This window comes from Wolbachia endosymbiont (group A) of Andrena fulva (assembly GCF_964026815.1).
Taxonomy (GTDB): domain Bacteria; phylum Pseudomonadota; class Alphaproteobacteria; order Rickettsiales; family Anaplasmataceae; genus Wolbachia; species Wolbachia pipientis.
Map to the genome: position 1 here is coordinate 882,463 of NZ_OZ034701.1, position 16,702 is coordinate 899,164.

Annotated in this window: 16 protein-coding genes and 2 pseudogenes; 8 read left to right on the forward strand and 10 right to left on the reverse strand. The window is 36.3% G+C overall.

The genetic code is table 11. The annotated features are described in order from the left end of the window. Positions 1-249 precede the first annotated feature (249 nt). Positions 250-891 (reverse strand): fructose-6-phosphate aldolase, encoded by a 642-nt coding sequence (fsa, locus tag AAGD84_RS04385; RefSeq protein WP_341817857.1) that lies wholly within the window; start codon positions 889-891, stop codon positions 250-252. 651 nt (positions 892-1,542) lie between these two features. Here fsa and AAGD84_RS04390 point away from each other — a divergent pair. The 4 genes from AAGD84_RS04390 to AAGD84_RS07540 all read left to right on the forward strand — a co-directional run bounded on the left by AAGD84_RS04390 (position 1,543) and on the right by AAGD84_RS07540 (position 2,586). Further along, a complete protein-coding gene (locus AAGD84_RS04390; RefSeq protein WP_151807816.1) occupies positions 1,543-1,845 on the forward strand; it encodes a transposase in 303 nt (100 codons plus the stop codon). A gap of 122 nt (positions 1,846-1,967) precedes the next feature. Further along, positions 1,968-2,264 (forward strand): IS3 family transposase, encoded by a 297-nt coding sequence (locus AAGD84_RS04395; RefSeq protein WP_094189604.1) that lies wholly within the window; start codon positions 1,968-1,970, stop codon positions 2,262-2,264. Between the two features lie 3 nt (positions 2,265-2,267). Next, positions 2,268-2,432: a hypothetical protein gene (locus AAGD84_RS04400; protein WP_153296803.1), complete on the forward strand. Its 165-nt coding sequence runs from the start codon at positions 2,268-2,270 to the stop codon at positions 2,430-2,432. Then, entirely contained in the window at positions 2,422-2,586 is a 165-nt protein-coding gene (locus AAGD84_RS07540; protein ID WP_151807939.1) for an IS3 family transposase, read from the forward strand. Before AAGD84_RS04400 ends, AAGD84_RS07540 begins: the two co-directional genes overlap by 11 nt. Positions 2,587-2,749: 163 nt before the next feature. On the opposite strand, the pseudogene AAGD84_RS04405 reads toward AAGD84_RS07540, so the two are convergent. The 6 genes and pseudogenes from AAGD84_RS04405 to AAGD84_RS04430 all read right to left on the reverse strand — a co-directional run bounded on the left by AAGD84_RS04405 (position 2,750) and on the right by AAGD84_RS04430 (position 8,321). Then, positions 2,750-3,608, reverse strand: a pseudogene (locus AAGD84_RS04405) (IS630 family transposase). 452 nt (positions 3,609-4,060) lie between these two features. Next, positions 4,061-4,939, reverse strand: coding sequence for a bifunctional methylenetetrahydrofolate dehydrogenase/methenyltetrahydrofolate cyclohydrolase FolD (gene folD / locus AAGD84_RS04410; protein ID WP_264723294.1), 879 nt, complete (start codon positions 4,937-4,939; stop codon positions 4,061-4,063). Then, positions 4,923-5,498, reverse strand: a complete 576-nt coding sequence (locus tag AAGD84_RS04415; RefSeq protein ID WP_341817858.1) for a UbiX family flavin prenyltransferase — start codon at positions 5,496-5,498, stop codon at positions 4,923-4,925. The genes folD and AAGD84_RS04415 overlap by 17 nt, the downstream gene beginning before the upstream one ends. Continuing rightward, a complete protein-coding gene (locus tag AAGD84_RS04420) occupies positions 5,491-5,757 on the reverse strand; it encodes a DUF2312 domain-containing protein (RefSeq protein WP_010082293.1) in 267 nt (88 codons plus the stop codon). The genes AAGD84_RS04415 and AAGD84_RS04420 overlap by 8 nt, the downstream gene beginning before the upstream one ends. A 13-nt stretch (positions 5,758-5,770) precedes the next feature. After that, positions 5,771-7,054, reverse strand: a complete 1,284-nt coding sequence (locus AAGD84_RS04425; protein ID WP_007549013.1) for an HlyC/CorC family transporter — start codon at positions 7,052-7,054, stop codon at positions 5,771-5,773. 88 nt (positions 7,055-7,142) lie between these two features. Beyond that, on the reverse strand, positions 7,143-8,321 hold the full coding sequence (locus AAGD84_RS04430; RefSeq protein WP_264723293.1) for an aspartate aminotransferase family protein: 1,179 nt from the start codon (positions 8,319-8,321) through the stop codon (positions 7,143-7,145). Positions 8,322-8,596: 275 nt separating this feature from the next. Here AAGD84_RS04430 and AAGD84_RS04435 point away from each other — a divergent pair, with 275 nt between their 5' ends. Both AAGD84_RS04435 and AAGD84_RS04440 read left to right on the forward strand, forming a co-directional pair. Then, positions 8,597-9,769 carry an NADH-quinone oxidoreductase subunit D gene (locus tag AAGD84_RS04435; protein WP_010962676.1) on the forward strand — a complete coding sequence of 391 codons (1,173 nt, stop codon included), beginning with the start codon at positions 8,597-8,599 and terminating at the stop codon, positions 9,767-9,769. A gap of 743 nt (positions 9,770-10,512) precedes the next feature. Beyond that, positions 10,513-11,372 (forward strand): IS630 family transposase gene (locus AAGD84_RS04440; protein ID WP_264705388.1). Its coding sequence is split into 2 segments (ribosomal slippage): positions 10,513-10,837 and positions 10,837-11,372, totalling 861 coding nucleotides; the frame shifts between segments, so codons are not numbered across the junction. 109 nt (positions 11,373-11,481) lie between these two features. Here the strand turns inward: AAGD84_RS04440 and AAGD84_RS04445 are convergent. The 3 genes and pseudogenes from AAGD84_RS04445 to rmuC all read right to left on the reverse strand — a co-directional run. Then, positions 11,482-11,676: pseudogene (locus AAGD84_RS04445) on the reverse strand (IS256 family transposase); the annotation flags it as partial. 80 nt (positions 11,677-11,756) lie between these two features. Then, on the reverse strand, positions 11,757-13,082 hold the full coding sequence (locus tag AAGD84_RS04450) for an IS4 family transposase (RefSeq protein ID WP_341817859.1): 1,326 nt from the start codon (positions 13,080-13,082) through the stop codon (positions 11,757-11,759). Between the two features lie 118 nt (positions 13,083-13,200). Next, positions 13,201-14,532: a DNA recombination protein RmuC gene (rmuC, locus tag AAGD84_RS04455; protein ID WP_341817860.1), complete on the reverse strand. Its 1,332-nt coding sequence runs from the start codon at positions 14,530-14,532 to the stop codon at positions 13,201-13,203. Between the two features lie 366 nt (positions 14,533-14,898). On the opposite strand from rmuC, the gene AAGD84_RS04460 reads away from it, so the two are divergent. Together AAGD84_RS04460 and ltrA are read left to right on the forward strand one after the other, a co-directional pair. Further along, entirely contained in the window at positions 14,899-15,411 is a 513-nt protein-coding gene (locus AAGD84_RS04460; protein ID WP_245611107.1) for a hypothetical protein, read from the forward strand. Beyond that, on the forward strand, positions 15,396-16,697 hold the full coding sequence (gene ltrA, locus AAGD84_RS04465; protein WP_338476458.1) for a group II intron reverse transcriptase/maturase: 1,302 nt from the start codon (positions 15,396-15,398) through the stop codon (positions 16,695-16,697). Before AAGD84_RS04460 ends, ltrA begins: the two co-directional genes overlap by 16 nt. Positions 16,698-16,702 lie beyond the last annotated feature (5 nt).

A 16,702-nucleotide genomic window follows, 5' to 3' on the forward strand; every position in this document is an offset into this window, starting at 1 on the left:
TATAGCTTTAGGTTTACCTACAATTTGAAAAACAACAAATTCGTCATTCCGCTACTCGTTAGCGCCGCGGCGGTATGATGTAGGGAAACCTTTCTTGGGTTAGCTATAAAGTTAAAATTCGACCAGGGCAGCCGCAATAAGGTAGCAAACGCCATCATGTCTTTAGGAGAGTTTGCTAATGAAGGCTCTTAAGTTGACGCCATTGCCTGAACGGATACGCCAATTTTTATGTTCATTTGTAACCGTCTATTATTTTACACCCCAGTCTTTTTCAAATATTGCTAGCCCTTGGTCAGTAAGTGGGTGATTAATTAATTGTCTAAGTACTTTTGCTGGCACAGTAATTGAATCAGCACCAAGCCTTGCAGCTTCTATTACATGCGCTGGGCTTCTCACTGATGCAACAAGAACTTTAGTATCAAAACCGTAATTAGAATATATAGTACATATATCTTCTATTAGCGATAAGCCATCATAGCTTATATCATCAAGGCGACCAACAAAGGGGGAAATAAAACAAGCACCGACCTTAGCGGCAAGCAGTGCTTGTCCAGGAGAAAAACATAATGTGATGTTAACAGGTATTTTATGCTCTGTCCATAACTTTTTACAAGAAATTAATCCTTCATGTGTAAGAGGTAATTTGATCATAACATTATCAGCAATTTTTGCTAAATTCAGACCTTCTGTGATCATCTCTTCATGGCTATCTGCAACAACTTCAACACTAACAGGCCCTTTTATAATAGAGCATATTTCACGCACTAAATCCTCGTATTTATCTTTACGCCCGGACTTTGCTATTAAAGAAGGATTAGTTGTTATGCCGTCAATGAACTCCTTTAGTCCTTTAATTTCATTTAAATCAACGCTATCAAGAAAAATTTCCATATTAATCTCCTATAAAAAAAATACCCTTGCAAAATCTTGTCATCCTACCGCTTGACTTACAACCGTATGAACTTCCTGCGTTGTAAACATCAAACAGCCGATAACACAACTGTACAAATATTGAGACATAAGAGTAATTTGTACCAAGAAAAAAGATGTCATCCCAGTGCCCAGACCCCTTAGACAATGTACCATCTTTTGATTTTGTCCATTCTGGGCGGGGTTTTCAAGTTCTTTGATCTTAAATACTACATCTACTTTATCAAGATCAATGTTGACTTCTTTTACTAATGTTCTAATAAGACTACGTTTGGCTTGCCAATCTAGGTCCGATTTAACACTAGAATAAAAGCCCTTTATGCTATTTGTAATAAGATTCATTTTCTGCCGTATTCCCTTTTACCTTTTTCTTCTCTCCTTCAATCTCTTTTAAACGTTACTTCATTTTTTTTATTGCCTGCTTAAAGTCTTCCTTACTTATAGTTAGTGCATACTTTGTTGCCGTAAAAACTTCTTGTACCCAAACAATTGTAATAAGTATACACAATCTTTGTCAACTATTTTCGGCACTGGTATATTGACCTTACCCAGAAAAAGTGGAGAGAAAGAAAGGAGTTTTTTCGGGTAAAATAAAATTTTGGAGGATTAGAAATGGTAAGAGAATATACGGCAGAATTCAAATTGGAAGCTGTTAAGCTGGCAAATGAACAAAGAAAGGTAGGTCAACCAGTTGCAAAAGTAGCAAGAGATCTAGGAATAAGGGATAGTGTATTAGGAAAATGGATGAAGAAATATAACGAAAAAAAGTCAGCGGCAAATGCATTTCCAGGTAGAGGTAACATGGCTCCTTACGACAAAGAGAGGTTTGATTTACAAAGCAAGAGTAACAAGGGAAAGAGACATTTAAAAAAAAGCCCTGGCCAGTCAAAAAGAGTAAAATATTTTTTTATATAGTAACTGCTATAAAGTACAGGAATTATGTAGGATTTTCTGCTAGTGGCTACTATAAGTGGACCACAAGAAAAATAAGCAGTAGAGAATCAGCAAATAAAGAGCTACTCGAAGCTATTCAAAAAATATATCAAGTTTCTAAATGTAGATATGGAGCTCCTAAAATTCATGCTGAATTGAAGGCTTTGGGTAAAAGTTGCAATTTGAAAACGGTGCAAAGTATTATGCAGAAAAATGACATCAGGGCTATACTGAGAAGAAAGTTTAAAATTAAAAAACAACAAACAGATAATAGAGCTGTAGCTCCCAATATACTAGATCAAAACTTTATTGTTGATCAACCAAATAAAGTATGGGATTACTTACATCAAAACCAAGGAGGGATGGCTATATTTGGCAGCAATAATTCTCACGTATGGTAGTTAATGAGTAGTGCAATAAATAAACAATTGGTTATGAACTCTTTATTAATGGCCATTAATAGGCGTAAACCTGTTAAAAATCTACTATTACATAGTGATCAAGGTTCACAATATACTTTGCAAGGTTATCAATATCTCTTATCCATAAAAAACATAGATGAATCATAAAGGTTGTTGTTACGACAATTCTGTTGTGGAAAGCTTCTTCAGTTCTCTAAAAAGGGAGTTACCAATAGACACCTCTCGGCACTCTAAACAGCATATCAAAACTGCTATATTTGAATATATAGAAATTTTTTATAACAAACAACGTCACTATTAACTATTGCATTCCAGAACAATTTGATGCATCATTCTTTTTGTGAAAAACATTCCAAACTTTCTCTCCACTTTTTCTGGGTAAGGTCAGATACTATAAACTATAAAAAAATTTCTCCGATAGTTCATATAGCAAGTATAGCATTTCTCATAATAGTCCGAACAGGTCATAGGAAGGCAGAATCAACAGCACGACGAAAGGATTCGAATAGAGGAATTTTTTCCTGGCTCTGTTTTTTATAGCAAACCAATGATGCTCAATTTTGTTGAAATCTGGAGAATAAGGCGGCAGATACAAAATTTCTGCACCAACCCCTTTAGCAAGCTCGATAATCTTATCAGACTTATGAAAAGTAGCATTGTCAAGAATGACAGTCTGTCCAGGTTCCAAGATCGGTGTCAAAAATTGCTCAAACCATCCATTAAAAACATCCATATTACAGTGGCCTTCAAAGGTTAACGGAACAACTATCTTTCTTCCACTTAAGGCTGCAACCATACTGATTCGTTGAGTTTTCTTTCCAGATTTTAAGGCATAAAACCGCTGTCCTTTCTGGCAATATCCGTAGGGGTAGTCTTCGGTGTTATCAATGCCAGACTCATCTATATACACTAAGTTTTTAGGTTCTTTTGTCGCTATAATTTTCAAAAATTCAGCACGTTTTTCTTCGTTTCTTTCCTTGTATCCATATGTCTTTTTTTGCGCGTAAATCCAATTTTTTTAAGGGCTCGATAGATCGTTTGGATACTAACGTTGTTCCAAAGTTTAGCCATTTCCGATAGAGTCTTTCCTCCGTGTTCTCTGGCAAATTTGGCAAAGGTATCCCAGTCGGTAATTTTGTGATTGTAACCCCCATTTCCAAGTTTTTTTGATTGAAAGTCTCCTGTTTCTTTTCTTCTTTGCTGCCACTCCCATAAAGTAGTTCGTCCAATCTTAAATCTTGCTGCCACTGTTTCTCTGCTTTCTCCTTCGTCTAGCGCTTCCATTGCTTTTTTTCTTAAATCATAACTATATGCTGCTGGCATTCAACCTCCTTATCATCATCTACCCTTATCCTATCACATCCGGACTTTTATGGAAAGAGCTATAAATTCACAAAATGAAGACTATTATTTTTATTACAGGTGTATCTACGGTTGGAAAATCAAGTTTGGCTCATATATTAGGTTCAAAGCTTTTTATGCCTAGAAACTTTGCAATTCCACTAACTATAGCTAACCCAAGAAAGGTTTCCCTACGTCATACCGCCGCGGTATCTCAGCATAGATTCCGCTAACGAGTAGCGGAATGACGAATTTGTTGTTTTTCAAATTGTAGGTAAACCTAAGCCACTTTAGCTATACTTGTAGAGAAAAAAGAATAGATGATGATCATAAATATTTAATAAATTTGACTACTGAGGAATTTCAAAAATCTCAATTTTTTATTAATTGTGATATGGTACATTCTATCTTCATATAGCTTTCCTCTTCATACCTCAACTAATGAAATTAGAAGCATCAACTCCCTTCTGCAAGCAAGCAGCAATAACAGTGTTCATCATTAGAAATGCAATTGTCATTGGGCCAACGCCCCCGGGTACTGGGGTCATAGCTTTGGCTTTCCCCTTTATTCCCTCGAAGTCAACATCACCTACGAGCTCTCCTACGTTAACGCTATTTATGCCAACATCGATCACTATTGCACCTTTCTTTATCCAGTCTGCTTGAACAAAATTTGGCTTTCCGACTGCTGCAACTACTATATCCGCTTTAGAGCAATATTCAGCTAAATCCCTGCTTTGTGAATGCAAGATGGTAACAGTGCAGTTTTCTTGCAATAGCAGGTGAAACATTGGTTTACCCACGATATTTGACCTACCAATCACCACTGCGTTTTTACCGGAAAGGTTCTCTTCAATTGATTTAATTAAATGCAAAGAACCTTTAGGAGTGCAAGGTATAAGGCAGTTTTTTTCACCTTTAACTAATTTGCCAACGTTCTCATCATGGAAGCCATCTACATCTTTTTCAATACTCACTGCATTAATTACTCTGCTTGCACTAATGTGATTTGGTAAAGGCAATTGCACTAAAATGCCATGCACAGATGGATCTTCATTTAATTCATTGATTTTTTCAATTAATTCATCTTCTGAAATATTATCAGGCAAAACAATGGTCTCAGAACTTATGCCTATTGATTCTGCTTTTTTCTGTTTGTTGCGAACATAAACCTGACTTGCTGGATTGCTACCCATGAGAATTACTTTCAGGCAAGGAAAAATGTTATACTCTCTCTTTAAAATATCAATTTTTTGTGATAGCCTCTCACATAGGTCGTTTGCTATTTTTTTACCATCAATAATAATTGTCACTTCCTTGCCACTCCTTAAAGTCGGGTAATTTGATATCAAATAAATCCAATACTTTGCCAACAGAATGATTAATAATATCATCCAACGATTTCGGTTTAATATAAAAAGCAGGCACTGGTGGAGCAATAATTGCTCCCATCTCCGTTAATTTTAACATATTTTGTAAATGCCCAAGATGCAGTGGTGACTCTCGCACCATAAGAACTAACTTTCTTCTTTCTTTTAGCGTTACATCTGCAGCCCTTGTCAATAGATTGGAAGTAACACCTGATGCGATTTCAGACATTGTCTTCATAGAGCATGGTGCTACAATCATCCCTGAGGTTTTAAATGAGCCGCTTGCTATTTTTTCTCCAATCTTTTCTTCAGAATAGTAAAAATCTGCAAGTGATGTAATATCTTCAAGTTTTTCTTTAGTCTCGTGAGCTAAAGTTATTTTCCCAGCACGACTTATCACTAAATGAGTTTCATAATCGACGTCTTTCAACGCTTCTAAAATACGCACACCGTAAATAGAACCAGATGCTCCACTTATTCCAATTACAATTCTGCTATTCACTTAACTCTTCTTCGTAGCTCATTCCCAATGCACGTTTATAGGTATCAAGCAATATTTCTTGTTCCTCTCTGTCATCATCATCCATCTTCCTCAGCCTAATAATTTGTTTCATCACTTTTATATCCCAACCTTCATCTGCGGCTTTTGCATATACATCACGAATGTGATCTTGCACATCCCTCTTTTCTTGTTCAAGTTTTTCGATTCTCTCTATGTAACCCTTCAACTCTTCAGCCGTTATTTTTACTGTATCTTCCATGAAACTCCACTAATTAATTGCTGCCACTAATATTACCAGTTTTTACTTGCACTTCAACAACAGTAATAATATTTTTATCTTTTTTTAAAATCTTAAAGCGAAAACCATACATGGAAAACTCCTCGCCTTCGTCAGGAATGCGCTCTATTTCATTCACAATCATACCTGCTAGAGTTGTAGCTTCTTCATCAGGGAGATTCCAGTATAACTGCCTGTTAATGTCCCTAATAGTAGATTTTCCTTCTATGTGATACATATTATCAGATATTTTCTTTATAAAATTCTCCGTAATCAAATCATGTTCATCCGAAATTTCTCCAACTATTTCTTCCAGTATATCCTCAAGAGTTACAATTCCCTGCAGTGCTCCATACTCATCAATAACAAATGCAAGGTGTTTCCTGTTCTTACGGAAGTTGTGAAGTTGCACGCTGAGCGGTGTACTTTCTGGTATGAACCAAGGCCTTGACATAACTTGGGTAATGTCAACTTCTTCCGCTTTATTATTCTTTTCACGCAAAGCATTTATTAGAGCTTTCACGTGAATTACACCTACAATGTTATCTGGTTCCTTCTGCCATAAAGGTACTCTACTGTGACTGCTGGTTAAAATCTCTCTTATTAACTCTTCTTTATTCCGATCTATATCAAGAGAAAATAGGTTTCTTCTATGGGTCATAATTTGTGATATCTCTGTCTCAGCCAAATCAAGTATGCTGCTTAGCATATCTAAATCCTGTTGCAACATAGTTCCTTCACTGCGGTGAAGAGTAATCATATTACGCATTGCATCCGCTGCAGATATCACTTCCTTATCTTTATGCAGCCCACATAATTTTAGGATGAGGTTAACAATAAATTGAATACCTAGTGTCAATGGAGAAAAAATCTTTACAAAAAACAATACAAAATAAGCAGAAAATGATGCAAATTTTTCAGGATTTTGAATAGCATAAGTTTTTGGTAGAACTTCGCAGAACAATAAAATACAAAATGTCATTATAATTGTTGATAGGAGAATGCCCTCATTTCCAAAAAGATTGATAAATATTGCTGTAAATAAAGCAGAGCAAGTAATATTAATAATTGTATTGCCGAGCAATACCGTTCCTATTGTCAATTCTTTCCTATTTAATAAGCGATCTATTACCCTGGCTTTTTTGTTACCGTCTAGCTTTAGCTTATTAACTCGAGAACGGCTAATTGAGGTTAAGCCTATTTCTGCTCCTGAGAACAAAAACGATAAAACTAACAAAACAAAAATTGCTGATGATACTAAGACCAATAACCAATCCATTAAAGTACGATGTTATTGTGATAAAAAATAAAATTAATTTTACATGTTATGAGAGGCATTTGCAAGCCTGAATTTATATTGCCGAATTTTATATACCTTTAATCTTAAAAAACAAATCATAAAGCATATTACACGCTGCGTTCACATGCTCATCCTCAATGATAAGTGGTGGGGTTATCCTTACTACTTTGTTGTTTAAAACCCTAGTTATTATTAAACCTTTATCAAGAGATCGACTGATAATTTTATCAGCTACAGGAGTTGCTAGTTCTATTCCCATTAGTAACCCTTCTCCACGAACTTCTGAAATCATCTCAGGAAATTCTTTAGCTAAAGATAACAGCTTTTCTTTTAAGGATTTACTAATTCTTTTAACATGATCAAAAAAGCCTTCTTTTAGCATTATATCGAGTACTGCATTACCAACAGTCATGGCAAGTGGATTGCCACCATAGGTTGATCCATGAGTTCCTGGAGTAATTGCTTCTGCTATGTAATCTTTTACTAAACATGCAGCTAGAGGAAAACCGTTACCCATAGCTTTTGCACAGGTTAGCATATCAGGTTCAATGCCGACATTTTGATAATAAAATAAAGAACCGATGCGTCCATATCCGCATTGCACTTCATCAAAGCACAAAATTATCCCTTGAGCTTTTGTTATTTCCCTTACTTTTTGAAGATATTTTACGTCTAGTGGATATACTCCACCTTCGCTTTGTATGGGCTCTAAAAACACAGCAGATGTTTCATTATTGATTTTTTCTTCTAATGCTTTAATGTCATTTCTTGGAACTTTATCAAAACCAGAAAGGAGCGGAGCAAAACCTTCGCGTGATTTTTCATTGCCTCCAGCAGAAATTGCAGCAATACTGCGGCCATGAAAGCCTCCTTCAATTGTAACAATACGATTACGTTTTGCTTGCCCTTTTGAATAAAAGTAACGACGAATAAACTTAATTGCAGCTTCTGTTGCTTCAAGCCCACTTGAGCAGAAAAAAACTTTATCTGCAAAAGTAAGGGTTGTTAAACGGTCAGCAAGCCTTTCTTGCTCGGGAATAGTAAAAATGTTAGAGCAGTGCCATAGTGAGCTCAATTGCTCTTTCAGCTTATCTGTAATGTATGGATGACAATGCCCTAAAGAAGTTGTAGAAATACCTGCAGCAAAATCTAAATATTTTTTACCATCTTTATCAAAAAGATATGCCCCTTCTCCCCTGACTATAGGAGTGTCAAGTCTATTATACGCATTAACAACATGATCCATTTTATAAGTATTGTGGTATTATCTATACTATACCTGAAATGAATCCATTAACACAAAGCTTTTCCTTTAACCTCTTATGCTACTTCAACTAAAAATTTGGCTAATGCAAACCTTTTTTGTCATTCTATAGCTAAAGTGACTTGGTTTTACCAACACTTATTAGCCATTGTAAAAGTTTTTGTTTCTATTGAATGATAGTTGTAGCCTATGCAAGAAGTTTATTGACTTTGAGCGCACTTTAGCCTATACAATTTTAATATCTTAAACTACTGGACATGCCCGATCTAAAGACAATGATGTTAAATTTTGGACCTCAGCACCCAGCTGCACATGGAGTGTTGCGTCTTGTTTTAGAGATGGATGGTGAAGTGATCGAGAGGGCAGATCCCCATATTGGGCTTTTGCACCGCGGTACTGAAAAATTAATAGAACATAAAACGTATCTTCAAGCTTTGCCTTATTTTGATCGCCTTGATTACGTATCACCAATGTCACAAGAGCATGCATATTCACTTTGTGTGGAGAAATTGTTGCAATGTGAAGTGCCAATTAGGGCAAAGTATTTACGTGTCTTGTTTTGTGAACTGACGAGAATACTAAATCATTTACTGAACGTTTCTTCTCAAGCACTTGATGTTGGAGCAATGACCCCTCTTTTATGGCTCTTTGAAGAAAGAGAAAAAATACTGGAATTTTACGAAAGAGCTTCAGGTGCAAGGTTTCACGCAGCTTACATCAGGCCAGGTGGAATTGCAGCAGATGTTCCAGAAGATTTGATTGAGGATATTGCAAAGTTTATAGAGCAATTTCCAAAATATATAGACGATGTTGATGAACTTTTAACAGAAAATAGGATATGGAAGCAACGCACTGTAGGAATTAGTGAAATATCAATTAAACAGGCACTTGATTGGGGCTTTAGTGGCCCAATGTTGCGCGCTGCTGGGCTTGCTTGGGATTTGCGAAAAAGCCAGCCATATGAGATATATGATCAACTAGATTTTGATATACCGATCGGCCAAAATGGCGACTGTTATGACCGTTATCTAGTTAGAATGGCAGAGATTAGGCAATCTATCAGTTTGGTGAAGCAGTGCATAGAGAAAATGCCTGAAGGGCAAATAAAAACTGAAGATAGAAAAATTTCTCCACCGTCAAGAGCAGAGATGAAAAAATCTATGGAAGCTCTGATTCACCATTTTAAGCTCTATTCAGAAGGATATCACGTACCAGAAGGTGAGGCTTACGCAGTTGTTGAGGCACCAAAAGGTGAGTTTGGAGTGTATATAGTTTCAGATGGTACCAATAGACCTTATAGGTGCCGAATAAGAGCACCTGGCTTTGCGCATTTACAAGCCTTAGACTTTATGGCAAAAGGACACATGCTTGCTGACGTTGCAGCAATTATTGGCTCACTCGATATAGTTTTTGGTGAGATTGATAGGTAATCATTGGTACCCGTTCAGGCAATGGCGTCATGCAAGTAGCTGACACATAACTGTACGAACATTTGTTTGCAAAGGCAGTATGTTAAGTGTTATAGCCGATTTTGCCTCAAACACAAAGGCAGTGCCTTGACTACTTGGATCCAGAAAAATTGATTGTGTACTATACAACATTTTTGATCAAAAGCGTAACCGTTCACTGTTAGACTGCATTCTGTGATTTTTAGCAAAACATGATCTTTCATTTGAGCTTCCTTCAATTTAAAATAAATACAGAAAATTGCTGCCTATAGCTAAACTGACTTAGATTTACCAACAATCGTCATCCCGCTACTTGTTAGCGGCTAAGAGATACCGCGGCGGCATAGCTATCTTCAAAAATATGGTTGAATAATTGTGTGTATAATTATTAATATTTTTAAGCACTTTGGCTATGGCTTTATCTAAGTTTCTCGACCCTAAGCTGGATTTAACCTTCAAAAAAATATGTAGGGTCAAGAACTGGCGCGCCTACTTTAGGGTTTGGTGGCTGATCCATTGTTTTCACAATAGGCCTCAATCCAAATTCCCATGTTAACGTTTCCAGCTCCCGCCTCGTCAAACGCAGCATCCGCACTACGCTTTCCTAGCAGATTCTTTACCAAAGTTTATAACATATTGTGCTGGTGATGCTTTCGGTTTGTATAGCTCTTTCCATAAAAGTCCGGATGTGATAGGATAAGGGTAGATGATGATAAGGAGGTTGAATGCCAGCAGCATATAGTTATGATTTAAGAAAAAAAGCAATGGAAGCGCTAGACGAAGGAGAAAGCAGAGAAACAGTGGCAGCAAGATTTAAGATTGGACGAACTACTTTATGGGAGTGGCAGCAAAGAAGAAAAGAAACAGGAGACTTTCAATCAAAAAAACTTGGAAATGGGGGTTACAATCACAAAATTACCGACTGGGATACCTTTGCCAAATTTGCCAGAGAACACGGAGGAAAGACTCTATCGGAAATGGCTAAACTTTGGAACAACGTTAGTATCCAAACGATCTATCGAGCCCTTAAAAAAATTGGATTTACGCGCAAAAAAAGACATATGGATACAAGGAAAGAAACGAAGAAAAACGTGCTGAATTTTTGAAAATTATAGCGACAAAAGAACCTAAAAACTTAGTGTATATAGATGAGTCTGGCATTGATAACACCGAAGACTACCCCTACGGATATTGCCAGAAAGGACAGCGGTTTTATGCCTTAAAATCTGGAAAGAAAACTCAACGAATCAGTATGGTTGCAGCCTTAAGTGGAAGAAAGATAGTTGTTCCGTTAACCTTTGAAGGCCACTGTAATATGGATGTTTTTAATGGATGGTTTGAGCAATTTTTGACACCGATCTTGGAACCTGGACAGACTGTCATTCTTGACAATGCTACTTTTCATAAGTCTGATAAGATTATCGAGCTTGCTAAAGGGGTTGGTGCAGAAATTTTGTATCTGCCGCCTTATTCTCCAGATTTCAACAAAATTGAGCATCATTGGTTTGCTATAAAAAACAGAGCCAGGAAAAACATTCCTCTATTCGAATCCTTTCGTCGTGCTGTTGATTCTGCCTTCCTATGACCTGTTCGGACTATTATGAGAAATGCTATAATACCTTATTCTGTAATCTGAATATAGACCCAGCGTTTTGTATATCCATTCGCTACTCCACTTCTTCCAACCAAACCCTCTCTTCACTTTCAGCTAATAAGTGATTTTCTATTTCACCTTCCAAACTTGCCTCCAGCAGCTTTTTTATAAATGGTGTAAATGCTCCATCCCTTCCTGTTAATGGTCTGCCTTCCCTTATTGATGACAGTATATTTGCTTCCAGTTCTTTGTAATCTACCAAACCGGTAGTTCTGTTTACTACTTTCTGACTCATTGTCAAACCTCCATTTTTTTTATATCAATTTATTACTTTTTTTTTGGTTTGACACACTTTTTTGAACCATACGCGTCAAGTTAAGAGATTGTGAGCAAATTTAGAGAGGTTAAAGTGGATACTCTAGCCCTTCTACGTTTGTCTTTTAATGAAAATCGCGACCAAGTTATAGTGAGTTTTTTAAGAAATACTTTTAAACTATTAATCTTGGTTAATACTAAAAATAACTCTCTAACCCGTCTTTTTAGCTCAATAAATGCCTTTGTTAAGCTAAGTTCTGTATTCTTTTTCACTTCTGTGCAACCAACTATGCCGTGAAATATAAGAATTGCGCACAATTTAGCATATAGTTCACATAATACTCTGCATGGCTTTCCTTTTAGCTTATCAAGTCTGATATGGCTTTTATACAATTTAAATAATAACTCAATTTGCCACCTTACTCTGTAAATCGTTAATACTTGCTCAGCACTAATTTTATTTTCTGGAACATTAGTTATAAATATTGACCAGTTCAACAATTTTTGATTTCTTTTAGAGGATGTATATCCCTGCGATCTTGCTAATCTATTAGCTTTCCTTCTTCTGGCTATAGACTGTTCTTCAGTTAGTTTCTGACATATAATTCTTACTCTAATTTTTGCTTCTTTTCCTAACAATACCTCGTTTTCTAAAAATAACTTATCCTCTAAACATTCTAATAACTCCATTTTTTGATTTGTTTCTACATCATATACGTTGGTATCGGATTTATAACGACTTATGAAATAAGCTCCTATTTCATTGATTTGTTTAAAAGAACTTGGCACAAAATAACCGAGATCAGATATTAGCAAATCATTGCTTGATATATTACTTAAATGTTTCCTATATCCCTGGTCTGATCTTATTCCCTCCGTTAAATTAAGTTGGTCTATTATCTGATTCATGTAATCGAAAACTAATTGTAACTTTATTCCAGACTTAGTATTGCTTTCATAGCCACTGTAGCTAGTACCATAACCTTTATACATCTCTTCCATACTGTTAGGTAGAGTAATATAGCTACTGTCCAATAATTTAACACTATTAAATTGCTGTAAGATTTTGCAATCAACTTGCAAGATATTTTTAAAGAGAACCACAGATTCATTATACATCCTTTTCATAAATTCCACTGCTTCTTCAGTAAATCTAAAATCCAAACCTTGTTTTGTTATATCTATCGAGTCCTCGTTTAGTAATTGACACATTGTTTCTACGCTACAATTATCAACTCCTATATTACCCAAGACCATGGCTTTTACGAATGATGAACCTTTTAGCTTTCTCTTTCTTTTTATAAACCTTGTTGTAATTGAGATTTTCTCTGCTTTTTCATTAAAAAATTCTTTGAGCTTTTTTGATAAGCAAGTTATTTTATTCATTGGTTCTCTCACTAAAAGTATATCTGGGAGAACTTATACCTTATTATTCTATCTCTTTCATACCTTTATTTCCTTAACTTGACGCGTATGCTTTTTTGAACATTCCCTGTTAAGATGCCTAATCTACTTTCAGCTCCTCAGTTTGTAAACTGCGTGGTAAAGACTCTAATTCCTTTGCAGCACTTAAACTTTTATTTTTTGCATGTATACCAAGCTTATTGAATTCTCGAGCAGCAGGAAACACCCTTGCTTCAAGAGAGCCAGCAGTTTTATTATAATGATCAACAGCACTTTTTAAGCTCCTGCGCAAATTATCAAAGTTTTCACCCATTGTGCAAATGCGCTCATATAAAATATGACCTAGTTCACTGATTTTCTTTGCGTTTTCAGCTATCATCTCTTGCTTCCATCCATACGCTATTGCTCTCAGCAACGCAATTAGAGTGATCGGTGTTGCAATGATCACTTTTTTTTCCACTCCAATCTCTATCAAAGCAGGCTCATATTCCAGTGCTGCGCTAAAAACTCCCTCCCCTGTTAAGAAAAGCACCACAAGTTCTGGCGTATTTTCAAATTGATTCCAATACTCTTTTTTACCCAAGTCATTTACGTGTTTTTTTATTGCCAGGGAATGGTTCTTTAATTTCTCCTTTTGTATTTGCAAATCATTTTGTGATATAGCATCCATGTAAGAATCAAGCGGCACTTTAGCATCTATTATTATTTGCTTTCCAGATGGCATTTTGATTATTAAATCAGGACGCAATAAATTATCCTCGTTTTTATCAATCACTGACGGCTGAGTAAAAAAATCGCAATACTCAATCATTCCTGCCATTTCTACCACTCTTTTGAGTTGCATTTCACCCCATTTGCCCCTAATGTGAGGTTTCCTCAGGGCATTAGCAAGGTTGGAAGTTTGGTTCATCAGCGCTCCAATTTGCTCCTTTAAACCTTCATAGGCCCCTACCCTCTCCTTTTCTAGCTCACGTATTTCATTATCGAATTTTTCTAATTTTTCTTTTATTGGAGTTACAACTTCGTTGATCGTTGCTTGTCTTTTTTTGAAATCGCTTTCCGTTTCTTTTAATTTACTATCGATTACTTCCTTTGCTAAGTTCAGAAAATTATTGTTATTTGTTTGCAAAGCATCAAGAGAGAGCGCTTTAAAAGTGTTTGTTAATCTCTCCTCTGCTTTTGTTAGTAATTCTATTTCCTTTTTCTTTTCCTCACGTTCTTTTTGCAGAGTTACTTCAAGTTCTGCTCTTTTGACCCTTAAATCAACTATTTCTTCATTCTTCGTAAGCAAAGTTTGCTTTGTTTCTTGAAGTTCTTGCTCTAATTTACATAAATTACCCTCAAGGTTTGCTTTCTTTTCGCTCAGTTTTTTTACGATAATGTAGAAAAATAGTAATAGAGAGACAACCAGAGCTATAGAATTGAAAAGCATCAGAATAAAAAAGCTGTATTTACAATTCTATATGATTTTTGTGTGTATAAGAAAGAAAAAAGGAGCACCTAAAGAGGTGACCTTACCCAGAAAAAGCAGAGAGAAAGTTAAGACGTTTTTATCATGAGAATAAATTGTGCAGGAATGCAATAGTTAATAGTAGAATGTCTACGTTATTTGTTATAAAAGATTTCTATGTATTCAAATATGGCAGTTCTGGTTTGTTGAGCGAGAAGTATCAATAAGCAGCTCCCTTTTAAGTGAACTTTTCTGCAACAGAGTTATCGTAACAACAGCCCTTATGGCTCATGCTGGAAATGATGTTTTTTGTATTCAATAGAAATTGGTAATTTTGAGAGGTATACTGTGGTGCGCCAAGAAGTGCTTGGAGAACAGTTGGTGAAAATCCAACACAAACAAAGTCTAGCCAACAGTTTGGAACAGACCACTATGTTGCATGAGGTAACGAGTGTAATAGAGCTAGTGGGATGGACAATGCAGGGCACAACGGAAGTGAAGGAGTGGAGTCCCGAAATACCTGAAGACATAGAGGTCGACATGTTCATGGCCATGGAAGACAGCATGAAGGATAACGTAAAGGCAAGTTATCACTCACTCTATCGGGATCTGAGACCGTGCCATGTATTGAAATGGACTTCAAGTGAACTTGGGAGATCCCATGCATTCCTATTAAGGTACGTTGGAACAAGTCAACAAAGGCAAGAACTAGCGGAAGATGCAGGGGAAGTCGGACTGATTGATAGTACTCAGAATGTGGGAAAGCCACGTACAAGGGGAAGCGATCAGCAATATAGTAACTGGAATAGGGATTGCTATGCCAATACAACGGAGGTAGGAATAACATGCGATATAAACTAAACCAGATAGCAGTAAGAGCAAAGCAAGATAAGCGACTAAAATTCACATCGTTAGTCCATCTGATAAATACAGAGAATCTTGCGAGATGTTATAAAGAACTGAAGCGTAACAAGGCTTGTGGAGTAGACCAGATAACAGTGGAATCATACGGAGAAAATCTGAATGAGAAACTCGAAGTGCTAGTAGAAAGTATGAAGAGGAAGCAATATCAACCACAACCAGTAAAGAGGGTATATATACCGAAAGCTGGAAGTAAAGAGAAACGCGGACTCGGAATACCATCGACCGAGGATAAATTAGTACAGATTATGCTGAAGAAGATATTAGAAAATATTTACGAGGCAAACTTTCTGGACAGCTCATATGGATTTCGACCAGGAAGAAACTGTCATCAAGCGGTAAATGCACTAGATAAAGCAGTTATGTACAAGCCAATAAACTACATTGTAGAAGTGGATATCAAGAAGTTCTACGATAATATACAGCATAAATGGCTAATGAGGTGTCTAAGGGAACGAATAACTGACCCAAATTTGCTGTGGTTAGTAAAGCGGTTTCTCAAGGCAGGGATAGTCGAAGCTGGAAATTATGAAGCAACAAAACAAGGTACACCACAAGGCGGTATAGTAAGTCCTGTATTAGCAAATATATACTTACATTATGTGTTGGATTTATGGATAGAAAAGAAATTTAAACCAAGATCCAGAGGATATATACAAGTAATAAGGTTTTGCGATGATTTTGTGGTTTGTTGCGAAAGTAAGGTAGACGCGGAAGAATTTCTGGAATTACTGAAACAAAGGCTAAATAAATTTGGGTTGGAAGTATCTGAAAACAAGACCAGAGTAGTAAAGTTTGGCAAGAGGGAGTGGCAACGAGCGATAAGAGAGAAACGAAGGACGGAAAGTTTCAATTTTCTGGGGTTTACGCACTATGGTGCAAAAAGTCGTCGTGGTAGATTAATGATGGGACATAAAACCTCTAAGTTAAATCTAGCCAGAAAACTAAAAGAAATCAAGGAGTGGTTGAAAATAGTCCGCGGAAGTATTCGACTTAAAGATTGGTGGCAAGTACTGAAGGCTAAATTAACAGGACACTATAACTACTTTGGTATTAGCGGAAATTATTGGTGTTTGAAACAATTTTACACATCAGTAAGAAAGCTAGCATTTAAATGGATAAATCGGCGTAGTCAGAAAAAGAGTATGACCTGGGAACAGTTTGTACACTACGTAGAAGTAAATCCATTACCAAAGCCAAAAATACATTTTTCTTTATATGCATAAGAGGG

Excerpts from the sequence above, each read along its gene's own strand:
- fsa (WP_341817857.1), bottom strand. The coding sequence starts at position 891 with ATGGAAATTTTTCTTGATAGCGTTGATTTAAATGAAATTAAAGGACTA.
- AAGD84_RS04390 (WP_151807816.1), top strand. The coding sequence starts at position 1,543 with ATGGTAAGAGAATATACGGCAGAATTCAAATTGGAAGCTGTTAAGCTG.
- AAGD84_RS04400 (WP_153296803.1), top strand. The coding sequence starts at position 2,268 with ATGAGTAGTGCAATAAATAAACAATTGGTTATGAACTCTTTATTAATG.
- AAGD84_RS07540 (WP_151807939.1), top strand. The coding sequence starts at position 2,422 with ATGAATCATAAAGGTTGTTGTTACGACAATTCTGTTGTGGAAAGCTTC.
- AAGD84_RS04420 (WP_010082293.1), bottom strand. The coding sequence starts at position 5,757 with ATGGAAGATACAGTAAAAATAACGGCTGAAGAGTTGAAGGGTTACATA.
- AAGD84_RS04425 (WP_007549013.1), bottom strand. The coding sequence starts at position 7,054 with ATGGATTGGTTATTGGTCTTAGTATCATCAGCAATTTTTGTTTTGTTA.
- AAGD84_RS04430 (WP_264723293.1), bottom strand. The coding sequence starts at position 8,321 with ATGGATCATGTTGTTAATGCGTATAATAGACTTGACACTCCTATAGTC.
- AAGD84_RS04435 (WP_010962676.1), top strand. The coding sequence starts at position 8,597 with ATGCCCGATCTAAAGACAATGATGTTAAATTTTGGACCTCAGCACCCA.
- AAGD84_RS04450 (WP_341817859.1), bottom strand. The coding sequence starts at position 13,082 with ATGAATAAAATAACTTGCTTATCAAAAAAGCTCAAAGAATTTTTTAAT.
- rmuC (WP_341817860.1), bottom strand. The coding sequence starts at position 14,532 with ATGCTTTTCAATTCTATAGCTCTGGTTGTCTCTCTATTACTATTTTTC.
- ltrA (WP_338476458.1), top strand. The coding sequence starts at position 15,396 with ATGCGATATAAACTAAACCAGATAGCAGTAAGAGCAAAGCAAGATAAG.